The sequence below is a fragment of the Sphingopyxis sp. BSNA05 genome, from assembly GCF_013265645.1.
Lineage (GTDB): Bacteria > Pseudomonadota > Alphaproteobacteria > Sphingomonadales > Sphingomonadaceae > Parasphingorhabdus.
This window is the reverse complement of the sequence record NZ_PYIA01000040.1, coordinates 1-16,783: the sequence shown is the minus strand read 5'-3', so window position 1 is coordinate 16,783 and position 16,783 is coordinate 1. Positions and strand designations below refer to the sequence as shown.

Genomic DNA, 16,783 nt, shown 5'->3' with positions numbered 1-16,783 from the left:
GCCCGCTGCTTGGAATTGATGGTGCGCGCAGCCGAACCGACGGAGGCATAGCCGAGCAGCCAGCCGACCCCCCAGCCGAAGGCCGGCAACGTCAGCGTATCCACTCCGACATTTTGCAATAAAAAGGGGAAGATCAGGAAAAAGGCGAATTGGCCGAGCAGCATCAGCCCGACTTTCAATGCATTTCCGATAATCAGGCGGAAAGGCCGCCGCAAATCGCGACGATCAGCGCGCCCAGCCACAAGGTCCAGGTTGGAATCGGGGTGGGCAGATCATCGTTGAGCAGCTGGGCAAGCATATGGGCATGTACTTCCAGCCCGATCATCTTGCCGTCATCGCCCTGAACGTCGGCCAGTCCGCCGACCGGAGTCTCGAACCGGTCGCGGTCGACAAAGTCGCCGCCGATCAGCACATGTTTGCCGGCGATGAATGATCCCAGCATCTCGGCGATTGCCGGATCGGCAAAGTTTTCGATCGGAAATTTGTCGAACACCGGAACATCGGTGGAAGTTGGTACATGATAGCGGATGGCGCCATCATTATTGGCGAATTTCGGATTGGGTCCGGTCAGGGCAATGGCCATGAACGGCGGAGCGCCCGGCCGGTGCGGGGTCCAGCGGCGCTGGACACCGTCGCTGTCGGTTTCCAGCTTGATATCGGTCGGCCGGACCTTCTCGGTGCGGGCCTCGTCGAAAAACTGCTGCAGAAATTCATGCTCGGCAAATGCGATTTCCGGATTTTCCTTCGGGTCGGCATAGGCGAGGAAGGTCGGCGTCTTCATATTCTTGAAGGTCGATATCAGCAGCTCGTCGTCATCCTGCGGCATGGTGAAGAGAATATCGATACCGATCGATGCGGGATTGGCCGCATCGATCGTTTCGAGCGCTTGCGCCAATATGGTCCGGTCAACCGGGGACCGCTGGCCGGTCAGCTTCAGCGTGTCCTCGTTATAGACGACCATCACGATATTCTCGTCTTTTTCGATTTCCGGAGCGAACACCGATGCGCGCAGATCATAGAGCGCCCGTTCGGCTTCCTGGATCAATGGCGTTGTCCAGCTGTAGCGGGCGACCAGCAGCGCGAGGATCATGAACAATATCGTGGAGGCCAGGCGGATCGGTCCAAGCTGGTCGAAGAGCCGGCGCAACGATTGCAGTACGCCTTTCGCCCCCTCCTTGACGTCGCGGTTATTGGCAACCGGGTCCGTTGGCCTGGCTTCTGATGCCATTATTTGAGAGCCGCTTCCGTGCCGGCCGGAGCCGTATCAAGACTGGCAGCAGCATTTTTCGCGCCGGGCAGGAACAGCCGGGCGCCATCGCCGATCAGGGCAAAACCCGCCCAGTAGAAGGGGTGGGATGTGACCGGATCGCTCATCAGGTCCAGCTGGGACAGGCGGAGCGCTTCGGTAATCGAGCGGCCGCGACCGTCGCTGAACAGGCCGTTTATCAGCCGTTCCGTCGCCTGGAAATCATCCGGGGCAGGCCAGTGACTGGCGAGAACCGAACGGCCACCAGCCCCGATGAAGGACCGGACCAGGCCATCCAGAGCCGTGCCGCCGCCGCTGCTAACGCCGGCTTCGCGAGTTGCGGTTATGCTGGCCTTGCCCGCGGTGTCGCATGCCGAGAGAATGATCACATCCGCGTCGAGCTTGAGATCGAAAATCTCGTCAAAGGCCAGAAGACCGTCCGATCCCTGTCCGCCGAAAGAGGTCAGTAGCGCCGGTTTGGCCGGGCAGGACGGACTCGGCGCGGTGACCAGGCCATGGGTGGCAAAATGCAGGATCCGGTATTCGCTGATTTTGTCGTTCGACAATATGGCGCTGTCGGTAAATGCCGCGCCGGTCAGCAATTCGGAATTCTCTGCGCCGATCAGGCTCCGGGCTTCCTGCAGCTCGCGATCGGAAATCGGGTTGTTCCACTGGCCCAGCGGCCATTGGCACTGACCGTCGCTATTCTGCTGGGCGCCTCGTACGGCTGCCGCTTTGGTGCTGGCGAGTACCGGCTCGTTCCGGCCCATGCCGAGATATTGCCGCGAAGCATCGGATTGCGGCGCCTTGCGGGCGTCGGCGAACGCGCGAGCGGATACGGCGGTGCTGATATCGAGAGTCTTGCCGAGCCACTGGACACCGGAAAAATCAAAGGGGTCGCCATCAATCGCCTCGCTTCTGGCAAGATATGTCGAAACCGACGCTTGATCGGCGACCAGCAGATTGATCGGCAGGCGAAGCATGGCACCATCGGGTTCGAAAATCAGATGGCTCTTGCCGGCAAGCTGGTCCGAAACCGGTCCGAACAGGTCCGAATACAGGCTCCGTGCCGCTTCGATATCGAAGGGATAGGTGACATATTGGCCGTTTTCCAGCACCGAAATCGAGGCGCGGATCGTATCGACCTTGGCATCGAGCGCTGCTTCGTCCAGCGGCACCCGGTAGATTTTGGCGACCGACTGATCGGTGTAGAACATGAATATATCGCCGCCGATTATCGACATGCGCATATAGGCCTCGGAAGGCTGCATGGTGGCGCGCAAATTGTCGAGGCTGAGAAAACGGTCTGAAACGGCGCGATATTGCGGAAACTCGGCCAGCCGGACCTGGGTCAGCTGCTGGCTTCGCTCCAGCGCCTCGATTTCGGCCGCCAGACTGTCTCTTTGCGCGCGGATCTGCGCCGTTTGTTCCACTCTGCCCAGCGCGGAGAAACGAATGCGCAATTTTTCGATATTGCGCGTCAGGTTGATCGATTGCCGGAACATGCGGGCCGCTTCATCGGTGCCTCCACTCAGCTCGCGCGCAAGAACGGCCTGGGTCTCGGCCACACCGGGACGAACCAGTATCTGGGAGGCCTTGAAAAACTGTCCGGTTGCCGTCGGGTCTTCTGCCAGCAGCGCGAAATAGGGCGCAAGCTGGTTCGTCATGCCGGTAATCGCGCTTTGTTTGCCGAGCGAACTGTCGACCACTTCCGCATATAAAGCGCGGGCGTCGGCTTCCTCACCGTTGCGCAACAGAAAGGCGGCGAGGCGCGCCTTGGCGGCATTGACCGCCCTTGTTTCGGGATATTGGATGCTCAGCAAGTCGAGCCCGTCGCGCAAATATTGCCGCGCCTCCCCGATATTGCCGTCGCTTCCGCCAGCAGCGACAATTCGGCGAGCGTCTGGGCTCTCAGGCGAGTGATCGATGTGACCCGGCCGTCGCGCACGGCGATCGCCCGATTATAGGCCGAGACGAAGGAATTGCGGGCGGCTTCGCTCTCGCCATTCAACCGCTGCGCCGTGCCCAGAAGTTGCAGAGCCTGTGCATCGATGATCTCGGCGCGCTCCGCCGGGCTGAGCTTCGTTTCATCGACGAAAGCGAGCAGGTTGCGAGTCTGGGCGCTGCCGTTGATCCGCGACGACAGCGGTGCGGTAATTTCGAGGCGTTCTGTCAGCGCTGCCTCACCCTCAACGGCGGTTTTGAGGGGAGCATTTATCCGCGCGATTGCCGCCCCAAGCTGGCCCTGGTTAAGCTGATGCATGGTTTCGAAATTGCGCTGCAGCCGCTCGGCTATCGGATCGCTGTCGTCGATAGCGCCGGCCTGTTCGAACAGGTCGTCGGCTTCGGCAAATTCACCGAGGTTGGATTTCTGCAAAGCCCGGTTAATCAGATATTCGCGGGGGTTGATATCTTCCCCCTCCATGCCGGATGTGCGCTGTTGCAAGGTTTCGAAAAAGGCGGCGGCCTCGGCATAATCGCCGCTGAGATTCCTGCGATAGCCTTCCGAGAGGGCCTGATAGGGCTTGAGTGTGGCCGCCTGCACCCGGGCAAAGGCAAATGGATCCTCGATCGAGATCGAGGCGACGTCTATTTTGCCTTCGGCGATGGTATCGCTTAAAATCGATTTGAGCGCGAGCAGGGTCGCGCTGTCATAGGCCGCCAGGCTTCGGCGACATAGGAAGTGCCATCCTGCCGTCCGAGAACCAGAGAATAGGCGACCGGTTCCGCGGCAAGGCGGCAGGCCTGGTGACGAAAGCCGCCAAGCGTTGCCGGCGACGGATTGTCAGTGCAGGTCACCGGTTCGCTGCGATGCGGCGCGATTCGGGCGAGCATGTCCTGCTCTGTCGAACGGGACGAATAGACGAAGCCGACCGGTCTGGCCGAGTCGCGGCAGACCACGGCCCAGCTGCGGTCAAACATATCGGCTTTTGCCTTGTTCTCGATGCTGCGGTCCTGCACCTGGCACAAAATGCCTTCGCTGCTGCCAATCGGGAAGCTGTCGCGCATTGACACCGGCGTGTCACGAGCGAGCGCCGTCGCTGGGCCTGATAGCAAACCCATCGTCAATAATAATGTGCCGATCCTCGTCCGGTGCACGATATTCTCCCCACAATTTTGTGTATTGCCAAGCCCCTCAGACTTGGACAATATCGATCGCGACCCAGAATATTCTTATAACTACACTAGTTAGCTGGAAAAACCGAGTCTACGATTGGAGAATATCGACATCACGGCAGGATTAAGTGACTATTGTCACATAGCGGGACGTTTCCGTACCCAGAAATCGCTAAAAACCGCTGACAGAAGTGGTTAAAAACCGCGAAACTCTATTGCGTCGCCGATCGGTACGCGGGGCACATCGAAATTGTTGATCGGCGCGTCGGGGTCGCGGTGGCCGATGGCCATGCCGCAGAAGAAAATATAATCGTCGCTGATGCCGAGCAATTCCCGCATATAGGTGCCGTACATCGCCCAGATTTCCTGAGCGCAGCTGTCGAGTCCCTCTTCACGGAGCAGCAGCATCACGGTCTGCAGCCACATACCCATGTCCGACCATTGCGGCGGGCCCATATATTTTCTGGTATAGGTGAACAATTGCACCGGCGCGCCGAAGCTGTCCCAGTTTTTCGCCATCTGTGCGACCCGTCCGGCGGCGTCTCCCCGTTCCAGACCGACGGCGTCGAACATCCCCTTGCCGACCGCGCGACGCTGTTCTTCATAGCGGCCGTCGAGATCCTTGGGGTAGATGGCATATTCCATGCCTTCGCCCATCGGCGCGGTCGCGGCCTTGGCCTTGATCTTGGCGGTGATGTCCTTGAGCGCATCGCCGCCAACGACAACCGCGCTCCACGGCTGGGTATTGCCGCCGGAAGCGGCGCGCTGGGCGGTCTCGAGAACGCGTTCGAGCGTCGACTGGTCGACCGGCTTGTCGAGAAACTGGCGGACGGACCGGCGGGAGGTGACGGCTTCGGTTACGTTCATTTACTTTTCCAAATTTCATAAAGTTGTTGTTCAGCGATAATCTCATTGCGTATTTTTTTAGGGGTTTGCGACCTTCACTTGCGATAAGTGTCTTCATCCCAAACCGGAACAATTCCTCAGTGCGCTCTTGATATAATTCTGGCATTCCGTGCGCGAGCATTACCTTTGAAATTTCAGCCGGTTCTATAGGTATGCGTTTTCGCCAGCATGTCCTGACAATCTCTGTTAGAACATCGGAATTCCAATGAAATCTTTTTCCAGCCGTACACTCATTGCAGGCCCAGACACACAACTCATCAATGATAAAACAGTATCTGAGTGCAAACTTGGGAAGCCAAAAGGGCACCGTGAGACATTCAATTGGCAAGGTGAGCCAATGCTCCCTCAGCAGCCTCAGAGATTTGCCAGGTTCATCAATCCACTCATAGAAATTACCACCAAATTTTTCGACATCTGTATACTTCAATACTCGCCCAGCTTCTGTGCCCTGCAGCATCACCGCCGAGTCGCCTGATTGGTAATTGTCGATGTGTCTAGCGATACAGAACGGACACTCAGATTCTACCCCATGTTTAGAGGCGGGGCTGGGATATAGATATCCTCTCTCTAGGCCTGCGAGGCTATCCATCAATCCTCATCAAATAGTCCGGCAAGCTGCTCGACCATGGTTCCGCCCAATTGCTCGGCATCCATGATCGTCACCGCTTTCTTGTAATAGCGGGTCACGTCATGGCCGATGCCGATGGCGACGAGCTGCACGGGCGAGCGGCTTTCGATCCATTCGATCACCTTGCGCAGATGGTTTTCCAGATAGGCACCATGGTTGACCGACAGGGTGCTGTCGTCGACCGGCGCACCGTCGGAGATCACCATCAATATGCGGCGTTCTTCGGGGCGGGCGATCAGCCGGCTGTGGGCCCAGAGCAGGGCCTCGCCGTCGATATTTTCCTTGAGCAGGCCTTCGCGCATCATCAGGCCGAGATTTTTCTTCGCATGGCGCCACGGTTCGTCGGCTTTCTTGTAGACGATATGGCGCAGGTCGTTGAGCCGTCCGGGGTTGGCCGGGCGATCCGCCGCCAGCCAGTCCTCGCGGGTCTGGCCGCCTTTCCAGGCGCGGGTGGTGAAGCCGAGAATTTCGGTTTTGACACCGCAGCGTTCCAGCGTGCGGGCCATGATGTCCGCAGAAATGGCGGCAATCGAAATCGGTCGGCCGCGCATCGAACCGCTATTGTCGATCAGCAGGGTTACCACGGTGTCGCGGAAATCGGTTTCGCGCTCGATCTTGTAGGACAGGCTGTGCGAAGGATTGCTGACCACGCGGGCGAGGCGGGCGGCGTCAAGCATGCCTTCTTCCTGATCGAAATCCCAGCTGCGATTCTGCTGCGCCATCAGGCGGCGCTGCAGGCGGTTGGCGAGTTTCGTCACCGCGCCCTGCAAATTGGTCAGCTGCTGGTCGAGGAAAGCGCGCAGGCGCGTCAACTCCTCTTCGTCGCACAGCTCGGTGGCGCTGACGACCTCGTCATATTTTTCGGTCCACGGCGCATAGTTGAAACCGGGGGGCAGGTCGGACATCGCCCGGTTGGGACGTACCGGCATCATGCCGTCGTCGCCGGCATCTCCCATTTCCTCTTCCGCGCCTTCTTCCAGCTCTTCGGCGTTCTGGTCGCTTTCGCCGTCCTGGCTGTCGTCGTCCGATGGTTCGGATCGCATTTCGGACTCGCCCTGATCGCCGGTCGCTTCCTCGTCGGCGCCGTCATCCTGGCTGTCGTCGCTATCCTCGTCGCTGTCATCATCGTCGCTATCGTCGGCTTCGGACTGGTCATCGCTTTTGATCAGATCGAGATGCTGCAGCAATTGCGTCGTCAATTTGGCAAAATTGCCCTGGTCGTCGAGCGTCAGGTTGAGGCCGTCGAGATCGGCGCCGGCGCTTTCCTCGATCCATTCGCGCAGCATGTCGAGGCCTTTGACGGTGCCTTGCGGTGGCGCCTGTCCGGTCAATTTTTCCCGCGCCAGCAGGGCGAGGGCTGTGGAAATCGGAACCTCGTCGCGATTCTGTGCGCGCGCGATCGGGTCGGACCGCATGCGCATTTCCAGCGCCGCGTTCAGATTATCCTTGGCGCCCGACATGTTGCGCGATCCCAGCGCATCGGTGCGGACCTGTTCGAGCGCGTCGAAACAGGCGCGCGCCACGGCTTCCTGCGGCGCGTTCCTGCGATGCGTGGCTTCGTCATGATGGCGCAGTTTGAGCGAGAAACTGTCGGCAAAGCCCCGCGCTTCGGCGACTTGCGCCGGTGGCAGATCGCGCGCGGGCATTGGCACCTTGAGATGCTGCCCCGACTGCGACGGGGCTTCGGCGGTATAGGCCAGTTCCAGATCGGGTTCGCGGGCGATCGCGCGCGCGGCGCCGCCCAGCACGTCTTTCAAATCATCAAGTTTGGAACGGTCAGCCATAGAAGCGAACAGCTTTAAGCGGAAAGGCGAGGGGAATCATAGACCTAATTTCCTGCTTTTTTGTTAGGCGGGATCCCCCGCGCGGGTTTACTGTCCCGGCGGGGTTTCCGCCTGGCGCCGTTCGATCGCCACACCCTCGCCATCAATCCGCAAATCTACCGGCACACCACCTATTTCCGTGCCCACGCGGACACCATTGTCGCCGTTTATCCGGACCTCCGTATCGCCGATTTCTACCGGTATTTCGGGGATCTCCGGCAGGTCGAGCGGCGTGACCGGCCTTCGGGATCCGGCTTGTCCTGGGGTTTGGTGCTGCCGGCGGGTTTTTGGACTGCACGGCCTGCTGCATGAAATCCTTCCAGATACGCGCGGGGAGGCTGCCGCCGCTGACACCTTTCAGCGGGGTATTGTCGTCATTGCCGATCCACACGCCGACGACCAGCCTGTCCTCGCCGTCCCCGGCATAGCCGACGAACAGCGCGTCGCGATTATTCTGGCTGGTGCCGGTCTTGCCATAATTGGGAATGGTCAGCATCGCGCGGCGGCCGGTACCCTCGTTGACCGCAGCGCGCAGCAATGTCTCCATATCGGCGTGGGTGCTGGCATTATAGCGGCCGGGCCAGTCAAACAGCCACTCGGTCCAGCTCTGCTCATCCTTCTTGAAGGCATAGGGGACGACCGGCCAGCGGTTGCCGGCAACCCCGGCATAGGCTGCGGTCAGCTCCATCAGGTTCATCGTTGACGTGCCGAGCGCGAGACTGGGATCATCCTCTGCCAGCGGCGACTTGACCCCCAGATTGCGGGCCTCGCGGATCACCGCCTTGTCCCCGATCTGACCGAATAGTCGCACGGCTGCGACATTACTCGACTTGGCGAAAGCGTCTTTCAAACTGAGCGTGCCACGGTAATTTCCACCGGCATTTTTCGGGAGATAGCCGCCTTTGGTGATCGGGCTGTCGTCAACCATGTCGTCGGGGCTCATGCCCGACCGCAGCGCCGCCAGCCAGACGAACAGCTTGAAGGTGGAGCCCGGCTGGCGCTGGGCCTGGGTGACGCGGTTGAAGGCGGATTTTGCATAATCCTTGCCGCCGATCATTGCCACGACTTCCCCGTCCGGCCGCATCGCGACCAGAGCGACCTGCGCCTGTCCCAGCGGAGCGCGAGCGATCGCGCGGCGGGCGATTTCCTGCATTCTGGCATCAAGCGTCGTGGTCAAGGCCAGTCGCTCGTAGCTCAGGTCGGTCAGGGCGCGGGCCTGCGGCATCGCCCAGTCGGCAAAATAGGTCCCCGTGGGCAGGGTGTTTTTCGCGCGGACATCCAGTCTCGCGATGCCCAACCGGTCGGCCTCTTGCTGAGTCAGATAACCGGCGGCGACCATCGCGGATTTGACCAGATTGGCCCGCTTGGCGGCCAGATCGGGGTTGCGCGTCGGGGCGAGGCGCGAGGGCGCCTGCACCAGACCGGCGAGCATGATCGCCTGCTCCAGCTTGAGATTTTCCGGCTGGCGATAATAATAATGGAGCGATGCGGCGCGCAGGCCATAGACGTTGTCGCCGAAATAGACGTTGGACAGATAGCGTTCGAGTATCTCGTCCTTGGTCAGCCAGGCTTCCAGCCAGAAGGCGATCAGCATTTCCCGCGCCTTGCGGGTCAGGCTCCGTTCCGGCGTCAGGAAGGTCGTCTTGGCAAGCTGCTGGGTGATCGTGCTGCCGCCCTGGGTCATGCCGCTGCCCGAGATGTTGCTCCACAGCGCGCGGGCCAGGCCGCGCGGATCGACGCCCCAGTGCGAATAGAAACGCCGGTCCTCGATCGCCATGAAGGCTTCGCGCACATGGTCGGGCAGTTTCGCCACCTCCACCGGATCATCGACCACAGCCCCGTTGCGGGCGAACGGCTGTCCGTCCGATGTCAGCAGCGTGATCTGCGGTGGCGCAATCGGTTGCAGCGATTTGGACAGGGGCGCGGTGATCGCGAGATAGGCAATGAGCAGGATGAACAGCAAAAGCCCGGCAGCCACAGCACGGCTGAACCACCACCATTTGCCGCGCGGCTTTTTGAGTGGTGCAACCGGCTCGTCAATGCGTGGCGGGATGGCATCGCCATAGGGTTCGTAAAATGGGGTTTCGGTCTTCGGCCTGCTGCGAAATGGCCAAAACCAGCGGCGTTTTACGGAAGAATCAGGGCTATGCTCAAGCATGTGACTACTGTGTTGCCATAATAATACGCCTTTGGCGAGAAAGAAGTTTGGAAAGCATCAATGATTTGCTAGTCAACGGGGCACTTTCGGGAAATTATCATGGTGGGCAAATTGTTGAAAATCGGGAATCCGTTTAGACTGACCCAGCGCGAATATGAAGCGACGATCAACGCGCTGAACATATTCTTCGGTGCGATCATCGGTGTCAGCCTGGGCAATATTGCCGAAATCCCGATGGATGACTATGTTATATTGCTGGTCATTATCTCGGCGATAGTGAGCAGCATCCTCCTTGTGACCTATACCCATAGAAGAATCTGGAACAGCGTCATGCTGACGGGCGTGTTGCTGGCAGCCTGGTATGCGGAAAGCGATAGCAGCGGCGCTGTCATCGATTTCCCCGAGCGCGTGTTACCGACGCTCACCGTGTGGGCGGCATTGGCTGTGATGACCGAATTTTCGGATCGGGCCGAGGATCCCAGAGCCGACCAAGACTGAAATCTGATTGGCTGCGCGTCAATCACTATGCTGAGACAACGATATGTTGTTGGCGTTCGGATAAAATCATTCGCTTTGCGCGAACCGATGAACGTCAGTCATCCGCGATATGGTCACGGAACCATTTGGCCAATTGTTCTTCGGTGAGTTCGCCCGCTGCGAGTGACTGGACCGTCGCGATCGCTTCCTCCCGGTCAAAAAGAAGCTGGCCGTTATTCAACACCAGAAATGTTCGCGCCAACACCCAGGCGGTGCGCTTGTTGCCATCGGTCAAAGGGTGGTTGCGGGCAACGCCAAATGCATAAGCCGCCGCCAAGGCGCACAAATCATTTTCGCCGCAACCCCATTTGTTGACCGGTTTTGCTAGAGCGGACTCGAGCAGGCCTTGATCACGGACACCCGATGGGCCGCCATGCTCGGCAAGCTGTCGATCGTGAATGGCAAGGGCAATGTCGGCGCCGAGCCAGATCGGCTCAATCCGGTCGCCGGTCATTTTGCCAAGACACGAAGGATGTCGCGATCTTCGCGCATCACACCTTCGGCGGCAGCCATTTTTTCTGGAAGTCCGGGTTGATCGCGGTCAGCCTGACACCATCAGGTGACTCGCTCAAAAAGACGGTGTCGCCCTGAGAAACGCGCAGCTTCTCGAGCAAATCCTTGGGCAGGATTACGCCGGTGGAGTTGCCGATTTTGACCAGTTTGAGCGCATGGCCAGCGGGAAGTGGGGTCATCTTGTTCATACAGGCGTTATAACGAAAACACGGAATGAACGCAATCGGCATCCAATAGCCGGTAGCTTGGCAGCACCGGGTGAGTTAGTTCTCAGCCAAAATAGTGGATACGCAATCAGGAATGCCCGGCCGTAAGTCTAGCTACCCATCACGCTTTCCGGCAAATCCTCACCGAACACCCGCTGATAATATTCGGCCACCAGCATCCGCTCCGCTTCGTCGCATTTGTTGAGGAAGGAGAGGCGGAAGGCGAAGCCGATATTCTTGAAGATCGCGGCATTCTGCGCCCAGCTGATTACGGTCCGCGGGCTCATCACTGTGGAAATGTCACCGTTGATAAATCCCTGACGGGTCAGATCGGCAACCTTGATCATATTTTCCACCGTCTTGTCGCCGGCTTCGGGCACTTTCGACAGGATGACCTTGGATTCGGTCTCGGCCGGCAGATAGTTTAGCGTCACCACGATGTTCCAGCGGTCCATCTGGCCCTGGTTGATCTGCTGCGTGCCGTGATAAAGCCCACTGGTGTCGCCGAGGCCGACCGTATTGGCAGTCGCGAACAGGCGGAAATAGGGGTTGGGGCGGATCACGCGGTTCTGGTCGAGCAGGGTCAGCTTGCCTTCCGCTTCCAGGATCCGCTGGATCACGAACATCACGTCGGGGCGACCGGCGTCATATTCGTCGAACACCAGCGCGGTTGGCGTTTGCAGCGCCCATGGCAGCAGACCTTCACGGAATTCGGTGACCTGCTGGCCGTCCTTCAGGACAATCGCATCGCGACCGACCAGATCGATCCGGCTGATATGCGCGTCGAGGTTGATCCGGATACAGGGCCAGTTGAGGCGCGCTGCAACCTGTTCGATATGGGTCGATTTCCCGGTGCCGTGATAGCCCTGCACCATGACCCGGCGGTTGAACGCAAAGCCGGCGAGGATCGCGATCGTGGTTTCCGGATCGAAAACATAGGATGGATCGAGGTCGGGAACCCGTTCGTCTTTCAGACTGAACGCCGGAACCTGCATATCCACGTCCACACCGAACACTTCGCGGGCATCGACGGTGATGTCGGGTGCATCCAAAATGGTTTCGTCGCTGGCGTCAGGGTTGATATCGGGTATCTCGGTCATCATAGTCCTTCGAAAAATCTCTGCCGCCCTAGGAAATGCACAAGGGGCGAGCCACTATCTAAAATCTGGTGATTCCTTAAGCTGCGTATAGGCCTCGATCACTTTTGCCAACTGTTTCTCGTGGCTGCGGTCGCCGCCGTTGCGGTCGGGATGATATTTGCGGACCAGCGCGGAATAGGCGCGGCGGATATCGCTGCGGACAATGGATTTTGCGTCACTGTCGCCAAGCCCTAGCGTCTTGAGGGCATTCTGGTCCGCTTTGGAAAACGGTCGGCCCTGACGGTTGGCGGCCGTCTTGAGGCTGGCAAAGCGCGCGCCGATTGCATCGAGCGGATCGGTAAAATCGGCCCAGGCCGGTTGCGCGCCCGCGCCGCCGTCATAGATTCGGCGGGACGAATCCCATCCCCTGACCGGATGCTGGGCTTCGAAAATCTCTTCGGAATCCATGCCGGCGAAATAGTCATAGCCCTGATTGAACTCGCGGACATGGTCGAGGCAGAGCCAGCGATATTCACCGGGCCCATCGTAGCTGCGGCCACGGCCGTAGATGGGGGGCGCGCGAAATTCGCCGCTTTCCTCGCAGCCGTCAATCGCGCAGGGCTGGCCTTCGGTTTCCACGCGTCCGTGAAAGCGGTTGGCTTTTCTCTTGGGGGAAACAGTCAATATTGCTCCGTTGGTCCCGCATGGTTCGCGGGACGGTCTGAAAGCCGCAAACGCGCTTCGACAAGGGCGGTGCAAACGGCTAATATGGTGAGTGAAAAAGCAATATGGAGATTCGATGCCCAAAGGTCCAGTCCACAGCGAGATAGAAAAAAGGCTCACCGCCGAACTCGCGCCGATATCGCTCGTCGTGACCAACGACAGTGCCAGCCATCAAGGCCATGCCGGTGATGACGGCAGCGGCGAATCGCATTTTCCGTCGATATCGAATGCGCGGCCTTTGCCGGCCAGTCCCGGCTCAACCGCCAGCGGATGGTGAACAAGGCGCTGGGCGACATGATGCGCGACAAGGTCCACGCGATGGTGATCAAGGCAAGGGCGCCGGGGGAGTGAATGGAGCCTTCTCCCGTGAGGGAGAAGGATGTGGAGACTTGGCAGCTGGCTGCCTAGTCGTAACTGGATGAGGGTGTACCATCTCGAATTTTGTACACCCTCATCCAACTGCGCCTAATCCTTCGGATAAGGCTTCGTATCCTTCTCCCTCACGGGAGAAGGTAAGGGCGTTGCAGCAATATGGGAGAGGTCGAACATGATCCGCAAAGTCAATCTGGCCGACGCCTTTGCCAGCTTCTCCGACCACTGGTCCCCGAAAATCGCGGGCGATATCAACGACGCGCAGGTGAAACTCGCGAAGTTTGAGGGCAAGTTTGACTGGCATCATCATGACGAGGAAGACGAACTCTTTCTGGTGGTCAAGGGCACGATGCGCATGGGTTTGCGCACCGGCGATATTGATGTCGGGGAAGGGGAGCTTGTCATAATTCCCAAAGGCGTCGAGCATTGTCCGGAAGCTCTGGGTGGTGAATGCCATGTGCTGCTGCTCGAGCCGAAATCTATTCTCAACACCGGCAATGTGATAACAGAGAGAACCGTCGACGATCTGGAGCGGCTATGACCATCATTGCACAGACAATCATGCCAACGACCCATGATCTTGGCGCGTTTCAGGTCCGCCGGGTCTTACCATCTAGGCACCGCCGGATGGTGGGGCCGTTTATCTTTGTCGATGAATTCGGTCCGGCGGTATTGCCGGAAGGACCGGGCATGGGCGTCCGTCCGCATCCGCATATCAATCTGGCAACGGTAACCTATTTGTTTGAAGGCGCAATCGATCATCGCGACAGTCTGGGCACGCATCAGACAATCCGGCCGGGCGAAGTCAATCTGATGACCGCGGGCAGGGGGATTGTCCATTCGGAGCGCTCGCCGGTGGAAACGCAGGACGAGAAGAAACCAATGTTCGGGATGCAGACCTGGCTGGCACTCCCGGATGGCAAGGAAGAGATCGATCCGGCGTTCGAGAATGTCGGCGTGGATGATTTGCCGCTGGTCGAGGATGGTGGCGCCAAGCGCGGGTCATCATGGGGAGCCTTTGGGGGCAGACGGCGCCGACCACCTGTCACGCCGAGACGATTTATGCCGATATTCTGCTCTACGCCGGAGGCGCGATCCCGATTGATGCGGAGGCCGACGAACGGGCGGTGATGCTGGTCGACGGCGACGGCGCGCTGGATGGCGTGCCGCTGGAAAAATATGTGCTGTATGTGATTGCACCGGGGGCGAGTGTCTCGCTTTCGTCCCTCTCAGGCGGGCGGGCGATGCTGCTCGGTGGAGAGGCTTTTGCTACGGAACGGCATGTCTGGTGGAATTTTGTCTCGTCGAGCAAGGAGCGGATCGAGCAGGCCAAGGCCGACTGGTTTGAAGGGCGCTTTCCGCTCGTTCCGGGTGATCCGGACGAATTTATTCCGCTGCCCGAGGGTAAGCCGAATACGGTTACGGATTGAGAAGCCCTCTCCCATAGGGAGAGGCAACAAGCCTTGGCAATTTATTGCCTTAGGCGCAGTCGGTGAGGGGTTTCGCCTTTTCGACAGTCGAACCCCTCACCGAGTTTCGCTAGTCCGCAAGCGGACAAGCTACACTTGCCTCTCCCTATGGGAGAGGGCAGTTTACGCTTTCCCGTTATTCCTCAAACCATTCCACCCACGCGCCATGGGCGTGAGCCCGCCCTAGCAGCGCCGGTTGCTCGCCGCCTGGCCAGTAGCGGATGATCAGTTCGTGGCTGAAGGTCTTGCGGTTGGTCTCCAGTGACATCCACGCCAGCGGTTTGTCCGGAGTTGCCGATTCTCCAGCTTTTTCATCGCGATCGTGATCCGGTCCTTGGTTGCCTGCGGCAGATATTGCCAGACGATCGAATGCATCAGCACCCGGGTGACGCCGCTTTGCTGGGGCAGGGTTAGCTGCTCTTCGACCCAGTCGGCGCCATCGGCTTTCGCGACATCGGGCGGACTCCGCTTGGCCAGCGCGATCGATGCCTCCATCCGCTCGAAGCGCGCGGGCATTTCCGGCCAGATATAGCCTTTGAGCCGGGCGGCGGTTTCGTCGTCGGTGAGATTGATCGGATTCTGGTCACAGCCGCGGGCGCTGACAATCTCGACCGGGGCCTGCGGGGGAGGGGGACCGCGCCACTCGGGCCTGATCCGCATCGGCGAATCCTCCGGCCCGGCCTGAACGCCGCCCAGATCATAATGATAACGGTCCATCATCGTATTCACCCCGGCGCTGGCACCCAGTTCCAGCAGTTCGAATCGCGGTCCGATACGCCCGGCTAGCCACAGCAGGCCCGCCATGAAACTCGCCGAGCGGCCGGATTCATTGGTCTGCGGCGGATTGTCGAACCAGGGCAGGAGATCGGCATCATGGTCGGCGATGACCTCTCCGACCAGATGATCAATTGCGTCCTGATCGGTAATCCGGCCTTCGTAAATCTCGGCCAGTCGCGGCTCCCTGCCGCTGAGATAGAGATGGTGCAGTCCGCCGGTGAGGCGCAGCGGCATCGCGTCTTCCAGCGGTTTTCCCGGCCACTGCGCGATCTTTTGCCCGCAGGCTGTCGGACCGTCCATCAGCGGCAACTGGGCGATGATGATCGAGGCGGTGACCGGGGCGTCGTTGCGCCGGCAATGTTCCGCCTGGCCGCGCATTCCCTGCGCGATATCTTCGACGTCCAAAATGTCCATAACTCGTTGCCCTTTCATCTGCGAAGCCGTAAAGCCGCGGCCATCATGGCCAAACCACTAATCTTTGCAATTCCGAAAGGGAGGATTCTCGACGATGCCTTGCCGCTCCTGGAGCAGGCGGGGATCGTGCCAGAGGACGCCTTTTTTGACAAGTCCAACCGCAGTCTGCAATTTGCGACGAATCTGCCGCATATGTCGATCATCCGGGTGCGGGCGTTCGACGTCGCGACCTTCGTCGCCCATGGCGCGGCGCAGATCGGCATCGTCGGCTCCGACGTTATCGAGGAATTCGGCTATAGCGAACTTTACGCGCCGGTCGACCTCGGCATCGGCCGCTGCCGCCTGTCGGTGGCGCAGCCGAAGGATGATGCGGAGCAACTGGGCAATATCTCCCATCTCCGGGTCGCCACCAAATATCCCAATCTCACCAGCCGCTATTTCGAGGGCAAGGGCATCCAGGCCGAGTGCGTGAAGCTCAATGGCGCGATGGAACTGGCGCCGTCGCTAGGCTTGTCGCGGCATATCGTCGATCTGGTCGAATCCGGCAGCACATTGAAAGCGAACAATCTGGTCGAGACCGACCGGATACTGGATATTTCCGGGCGGCTGGTCGTCAACCGCGCGGCCTTCAAGATGCGCAGCGCGGAGCTGACGCCGCTGGTCCAGAAATTCCGCGAGCTGGCGGGGCAGGTCTGATGGGGCCGGTCAGCATATTTCACCCCTCCTCTTCAGGGGAGTGGATTAGGGGGTGGTGGCGATGCGTTAGCATCGCTCGCGTCAGCGACAAGCGGCACGGAACCACCCCAACCCCTCCT

General features: G+C 59.5%; 12 protein-coding genes and 5 pseudogenes. 5 read left to right on the top strand and 12 right to left on the bottom strand.

What is annotated here, in order from left to right:
* Nucleotides 1–193 precede the first annotated feature (193 nt).
* The 7 genes and pseudogenes from C8024_RS04620 to C8024_RS04600 all read right to left on the bottom strand — a co-directional run.
* Nucleotides 194–1,228, bottom strand: coding sequence for a CHASE2 domain-containing protein (locus tag C8024_RS04620; RefSeq protein WP_173203158.1), 1,035 nt, complete (start codon nucleotides 1,226–1,228; stop codon nucleotides 194–196).
* Nucleotides 1,228–3,087 (bottom strand): CHAT domain-containing protein, encoded by a 1,860-nt coding sequence (locus C8024_RS20915; protein WP_254305559.1) that lies wholly within the window; start codon nucleotides 3,085–3,087, stop codon nucleotides 1,228–1,230. The genes C8024_RS04620 and C8024_RS20915 overlap by 1 nt, the downstream gene beginning before the upstream one ends.
* Nucleotides 3,063–3,791, bottom strand: coding sequence for a hypothetical protein (locus C8024_RS20910; protein WP_254305558.1), 729 nt, complete (start codon nucleotides 3,789–3,791; stop codon nucleotides 3,063–3,065). The genes C8024_RS20915 and C8024_RS20910 overlap by 25 nt, the downstream gene beginning before the upstream one ends.
* Before the next feature lie 71 nt (nucleotides 3,792–3,862).
* Nucleotides 3,863–4,345: a hypothetical protein gene (locus C8024_RS20905; RefSeq protein ID WP_254305557.1), complete on the bottom strand. Its 483-nt coding sequence runs from the start codon at nucleotides 4,343–4,345 to the stop codon at nucleotides 3,863–3,865.
* Nucleotides 4,346–4,558: 213 nt separating this feature from the next.
* Nucleotides 4,559–5,230, bottom strand: coding sequence for a nitroreductase (locus C8024_RS04610; protein ID WP_173203156.1), 672 nt, complete (start codon nucleotides 5,228–5,230; stop codon nucleotides 4,559–4,561).
* Nucleotides 5,231–5,857: 627 nt separating this feature from the next.
* Nucleotides 5,858–7,681, bottom strand: a complete 1,824-nt coding sequence (gene cobT, locus C8024_RS04605; protein WP_173203153.1) for a cobaltochelatase subunit CobT — start codon at nucleotides 7,679–7,681, stop codon at nucleotides 5,858–5,860.
* An 87-nt stretch (nucleotides 7,682–7,768) separates the two neighbouring features.
* A pseudogene (locus tag C8024_RS04600) lies at nucleotides 7,769–9,695 on the bottom strand (transglycosylase domain-containing protein); the annotation flags it as partial.
* 282 nt (nucleotides 9,696–9,977) lie between these two features.
* On the opposite strand from C8024_RS04600, the gene C8024_RS04595 reads away from it, so the two are divergent.
* Nucleotides 9,978–10,376 carry a hypothetical protein gene (locus C8024_RS04595; RefSeq protein ID WP_100094164.1) on the top strand — a complete coding sequence of 133 codons (399 nt, stop codon included), beginning with the start codon at nucleotides 9,978–9,980 and terminating at the stop codon, nucleotides 10,374–10,376.
* A gap of 94 nt (nucleotides 10,377–10,470) precedes the next feature.
* Here C8024_RS04595 and C8024_RS04590 read toward each other — a convergent pair whose 3' ends face one another.
* From C8024_RS04590 to C8024_RS04575, 4 genes and pseudogenes are all read right to left on the bottom strand, one after another.
* Entirely contained in the window at nucleotides 10,471–10,869 is a 399-nt protein-coding gene (locus C8024_RS04590) for a type II toxin-antitoxin system death-on-curing family toxin (RefSeq protein WP_173203151.1), read from the bottom strand.
* A pseudogene (locus C8024_RS04585) lies at nucleotides 10,866–11,107 on the bottom strand (AbrB/MazE/SpoVT family DNA-binding domain-containing protein). The gene C8024_RS04590 and the pseudogene C8024_RS04585 overlap by 4 nt, the downstream one beginning before the upstream one ends.
* 137 nt (nucleotides 11,108–11,244) lie before the next feature.
* Nucleotides 11,245–12,234, bottom strand: coding sequence for a cobaltochelatase subunit CobS (gene cobS, locus C8024_RS04580; protein ID WP_173203149.1), 990 nt, complete (start codon nucleotides 12,232–12,234; stop codon nucleotides 11,245–11,247).
* 54 nt (nucleotides 12,235–12,288) lie between these two features.
* Complete coding sequence (locus C8024_RS04575; RefSeq protein ID WP_217271996.1) at nucleotides 12,289–12,897, bottom strand: J domain-containing protein; 609 nt, start codon at nucleotides 12,895–12,897, stop codon at nucleotides 12,289–12,291.
* A 115-nt stretch (nucleotides 12,898–13,012) separates the two neighbouring features.
* On the opposite strand from C8024_RS04575, the pseudogene C8024_RS04570 reads away from it, so the two are divergent.
* The 3 genes and pseudogenes from C8024_RS04570 (at nucleotide 13,013) to C8024_RS04560 (ending at nucleotide 14,738) form a co-directional block, all read left to right on the top strand.
* Nucleotides 13,013–13,287 (top strand): annotated as a pseudogene (locus C8024_RS04570) (BolA family protein).
* A gap of 196 nt (nucleotides 13,288–13,483) precedes the next feature.
* Nucleotides 13,484–13,849 carry a cupin domain-containing protein gene (locus C8024_RS04565; protein WP_217271995.1) on the top strand — a complete coding sequence of 122 codons (366 nt, stop codon included), beginning with the start codon at nucleotides 13,484–13,486 and terminating at the stop codon, nucleotides 13,847–13,849.
* Nucleotides 13,846–14,738 (top strand): annotated as a pseudogene (locus tag C8024_RS04560) (pirin family protein). Before C8024_RS04565 ends, C8024_RS04560 begins: the two are co-directional and overlap by 4 nt.
* Nucleotides 14,739–14,913: 175 nt before the next feature.
* Here C8024_RS04560 and C8024_RS04555 read toward each other — a convergent pair.
* Nucleotides 14,914–15,932 (bottom strand): annotated as a pseudogene (locus C8024_RS04555) (DUF2332 domain-containing protein).
* A gap of 81 nt (nucleotides 15,933–16,013) precedes the next feature.
* Between C8024_RS04555 and hisG the strand changes: the two are divergent.
* Nucleotides 16,014–16,664, top strand: coding sequence for an ATP phosphoribosyltransferase (gene hisG / locus C8024_RS04550; protein WP_067200951.1), 651 nt, complete (start codon nucleotides 16,014–16,016; stop codon nucleotides 16,662–16,664).
* The last annotated feature ends 119 nt before the right edge of the window (nucleotides 16,665–16,783 follow it).